The sequence below is a fragment of the Lonsdalea britannica genome, assembly GCF_946477055.1.
Classification (GTDB): domain Bacteria; phylum Pseudomonadota; class Gammaproteobacteria; order Enterobacterales; family Enterobacteriaceae; genus Lonsdalea; species Lonsdalea britannica_A.
Genome location: NZ_CAMKXG010000278.1, coordinates 1 through 4215, shown reverse-complemented (window position 1 = coordinate 4215; position 4215 = coordinate 1). Strand labels below are relative to the sequence as shown.

The 4215-nt window shown below is 53.2% G+C and carries 3 protein-coding genes; 2 read left to right on the top strand and 1 reads right to left on the bottom strand.

Annotation, left to right across the window (positions count from 1 at the left end; all coding sequences use genetic code 11):
* Window positions 1-527 precede the first annotated feature (527 nt).
* Together Q7O77_RS15120 and Q7O77_RS15115 are read left to right on the top strand one after the other, a co-directional pair.
* Window positions 528-2201 carry a methyl-accepting chemotaxis protein gene (locus tag Q7O77_RS15120; RefSeq protein ID WP_304169196.1) on the top strand — a complete coding sequence of 558 codons (1674 nt, stop codon included), beginning with the start codon at window positions 528-530 and terminating at the stop codon, window positions 2199-2201.
* A 258-nt stretch (window positions 2202-2459) separates the two neighbouring features.
* The gene (locus Q7O77_RS15115) at window positions 2460-2972 is read left to right on the top strand and encodes an Lrp/AsnC family transcriptional regulator (RefSeq protein ID WP_085652786.1); all 513 of its coding nucleotides are present in this window, start codon (window positions 2460-2462) and stop codon (window positions 2970-2972) included.
* A 104-nt stretch (window positions 2973-3076) separates the two neighbouring features.
* Here Q7O77_RS15115 and Q7O77_RS15110 read toward each other — a convergent pair whose 3' ends face one another.
* Window positions 3077-4093 (bottom strand): 1-aminocyclopropane-1-carboxylate deaminase, encoded by a 1017-nt coding sequence (locus Q7O77_RS15110; protein ID WP_085652780.1) that lies wholly within the window; start codon window positions 4091-4093, stop codon window positions 3077-3079.
* Window positions 4094-4215: the final 122 nt, after the last annotated feature.

The window sequence follows — 4215 nt, the reverse complement described above, 5'->3', positions numbered from 1 at the left end:
AATTTGGTTTAGCCCTAAACATTACCGTGGTTTATTAATTATTGAGGTTTAGCGCCCCCCAAAAGCCCCGTTAAAACAAGAGAAAAAATAATCATTGTTATCATGCACATATAAAAAACCGCTCACACCAGAAACATTTACCCCACGCTATCTTCGGCTAATTTTTTACATTTAATAAAATTCTGCCATTTACTGTGCCGAACGGTAATGAAAACATCAGTACGACGCTTTCGCCTATTAGATTAAAAGCTCTACTCTATTAAAGAAGCAATAATGGTTTCTCTGATCATCATCACTCCAGAAATATATTAAATTCTGAAACGCGCACTGACATTTAATTACCTTCTTTTCGCAAAAAAGCGATGAAGTCCATTACCTGTTTGCCGATAACAGCTTCGAAGAAATGAAACGTTGATGGATTAAAAACTGGCTCGCATGTTTCCCTACAAGCGTCCCAATGAATGGATGCGTAAAACATAGTTCTGATTATTCAAGAACTAAAACCCCAATTTACCAGGGCTACGACTATGAATTTTATTCGTGATATCAAAATCAGAACCATGATGGTTCTTATCCTTATCGTGTTTTCCTTATTATGGGGAGGCGTCTCTGCCTTCGCACTTTACTCTCTGGGTCAATTGACCTCAGAAATTAAACTGACCAACGTCCAGCAGGACAACGGCGATATTATCAACGGCGCCAGCGGACAGTATTACCGTGTCCAGAACATCCTTAACCGGGCCATGGAGCAAAAGCAGAATAACAACCCGGCCGGGTTCAATTCAGAAATGCAGCAGGCAGCGGTAGAAATCGCGCGTCTGAAAGCCGGTCTGGCACAGTTTCAGGTGACCGATCACGCAAACATTAATAAAGCGACGATCGATGATATCTATAACAGCTCATACCGTCTGTACAGCGAAGCCGTCGTCCCCATGTACGATGCGCTGGAAGCCGATCGTGCGGATACCTACAAGCAGATTGCACAACAGACCTATACCCCGTTGCGCAAACAGTTCACCAACGCCATCACGCAGTACAACACCGTCATCGGGACGCTGAAGGGCGAAGCTCAAGGCCGTATCGGCGACTGGGTGAAATGGTGTGAATACATTCTGATGGCGGCACTGACCGTCGGCCTGATCATCGTACTGCTGACCGATCGCTACCTGGCCAAATTCGTGGTGCGCCCGCTTGATCAGATCAAACAGCACTTGCAGGTTCTGGCCGTCGGTCAGCTGCACACTAAAATCGCAGACTTAGGTAAAAACTGCGTCGGCAGCCTGATCCCGTTCATGCAGCAGATGCAGGGCAACTGGGTCAACACGGTTTCCGATATTCGCCTGAGTGCAGACGAAATCTATCGTAGCTCGGGTGAAATTGCCGCGGGCAACACTGACCTGTCCTCACGCACCGAAGAGCAGGCCTCTGCGCTGGAGCAAACCGCAGCCAGCATGGAAGAGCTGAGCGCCGTGGTGAAACAGAACGCCGAGAACGCAAATCAGGCCAGCGTATTGGCTCAGAACGCCTCTAAAACGGCCAATGAAGGCGGAAACGTCGTCAATGACGTGATCAAAACGATGAACAGCATCAGCGGCAGCTCGCAGAAAATCGCTGATATCATCAACGTCATCAACAGCATCGCATTCCAGACCAACATTCTGGCGCTGAACGCCGCGGTAGAAGCCGCGCGTGCCGGTGAACAGGGTCGTGGATTTGCCGTCGTTGCGAGCGAAGTTCGCAGTCTGGCACAGCGCAGTGCCGAAGCCGCCAAAGAGATCGAAGGGCTGATCGACGAATCCGTCAGCAACGTGAAAATCGGCTCCGAGCAGGTGACGCAGGCGGGCGACGCGATGGGCAACATTGTTAAGGCCATCACTAACGTTACCGACATCATGGGTGAAATTGCTTCCGCCTCGAACGAGCAGAGCAAGGGCATTACCCAGGTGGGTCAGGCCGTTATCGAAATGGACAGCGTGACGCAGCAGAACGCCGCGTTGGTCGAAGAGTCCACCACCGCGTCGTCGTCACTGGAAGATCAGGCGCGTCGCCTGACGGAAGTGGTTTCCATCTTCCAGCTGGCCGAGTCCGAATCTCGTACCAAAGCCGCTGCGCCGGGCAAACCGGCTCAGGCAGCCCCCGCTATCGCGCCGAGAAAACTGGGCACGAACGCGCAGGCCGAAGGCAACTGGGAAAAGTTCTAATCCCACGCTAACAACGCGCTGACGCCATCCTGCCTCATCGCGCACGGCTCTCCGGTTCGCCGGGGAGCCGTTTTACTTTCTCCCGCCGAAAATTCTCCCCGCATCGTCATTCATTCGATTTAACGATATTGCTTGTCCGACCCATTTTTTATGGTTTTAAATAGGACCTGGCGCCGTGAGGCGAAGTGATTCACCGAAAAGAACGGGACTGACGCAATCATGCGTCAACGCTGCTTCAACGGTTTTTGTGAGGAACTCATGAAATTCAAATCTGATGCGTCGCCCGCCGATGCGGATAACAAGACCAAGACCTACGAGCTGGATCGCTTCGATGTGACCATTCTGCGGCTGCTGCAAGCCGACTCGTCCATCTCCAACGTCGCGCTGGCGGAGAACGTGAATCTCAGTCCTCCCGCTACCCTGCGGCGCGTGGAGCGGCTAAAACAGCTGGGACTGATTAAAGGATATGTCGCATTGCTCGACCCTGAGGCGTTGAATGCGGGCATGGTCGTCATCATCGGCGTGGTGCTGGACAGGTCGACCCCCGGCGCGTTCAAGGATTTCGAAACCTCGGTCCAACAGATCAGCGGCTGTATGGAGTGTCACGTCGTCACCGGCGAGTTCGACTATATGCTGATGATCCGCACCAAGGACAATCAGAGTTTTAACCGCCTGCACGCCGAACAGCTGCTGTTCCTGCCGGGCGTCCGTCAGATTCGATCGTTCATCGGCCTGCGCGAAGTGTTGTCCACCACTCAGCTGCCGTTTTAAACATGCGATGGGCACACGCCCTGTTCCCTATTCAGCGCGACCCAACATCAAACAGCCCGCTTATCGCGGGCTGTTTTCGTTACGTCAATGGATCGCTTTCATCCTCAGCCGTTGCGGAAGATATAGCTGTAGGCGCTCAGCGCCGGCGCGCCGCCCAGATGGGCATACAGCACTTTGGAACCTTTCGGGAATTCGCCACGGCGGACTTTATCGATCATCCCCTGCATGGATTTACCTTCGTACACAGGGTCAGTCAATACGCCTTCTAAGCGACCACACAGGCGAATCGCCTCCAGCGTGCCTTCATTGGGCAGACCGTATTCCGGGCCGCCGTAGCGGGTATCCAGCACCACATCGTCTTCGGTAATGGGCTGACCCAACTCGACCAAGTCGGCCGTCTGCTGCGCGATGCGCAGGATCTGCGCCTTAGTCTGCTCCGGCTTGGCGGAGGCGTCGATCCCGATGACATTACGCGCACGACCGTCGGCGGCAAAGCCCACCACCATGCCCGCCTGCGTACTCCCGGTAACGGAGCACACGACGATATAGTCAAATTTGAATCCCAGCTCTTTTTCCTGCTGACGGACTTCTTCCGCGAAGCCGACAAAACCGAGACCGCCGTAAGGATGTTCAGAACAACCGGCTGGGATCGGGAACGGTTTGCCGCCGTTCTGCGACGCTTCCTCCATCGCATCTTTCCAGCTTTGACGGATGCCGATATCGAATCCTGCGGCATCCAGACGCACATCCGCGCCCATGATCCGCGACAGTTCGATGTTTCCTACGCGGTCATAGACGGCGTCGGTGTAATTCACCCAGTTTTCCTGCACCAGAATGCATTTCATCCCCAGATGCGCGGCGACCGCAGCTACCTGACGCGTCTGGTTCGACTGAATACCGCCGATAGAAACCAGCGTGTCGCAGCCCTGCTCCAACGCCTCGGGGATCAGATACTCCAGCTTGCGCGTTTTATTGCCGCCGAAGGCCAGACCGCTATTGCAATCTTCGCGTTTGGCATAGATTTCAACTTCACCGCCCAGATACTCGCTGAGTCGTTTCATCGGCGTAATCGGTGACGGACCGAAAGTTAACGGATAACGCGGGAATTTTTCTAAATTCATCATCAGGCTCCGGCAGATAAAGAGGGAAATAGCAGTCACGGGTGGGTCACAATGCCACGAAAAACAGGCTTACCCTTGAGTCAGATATTACCCGAATGCGGAGTAATTAAAATTGCAAAAAA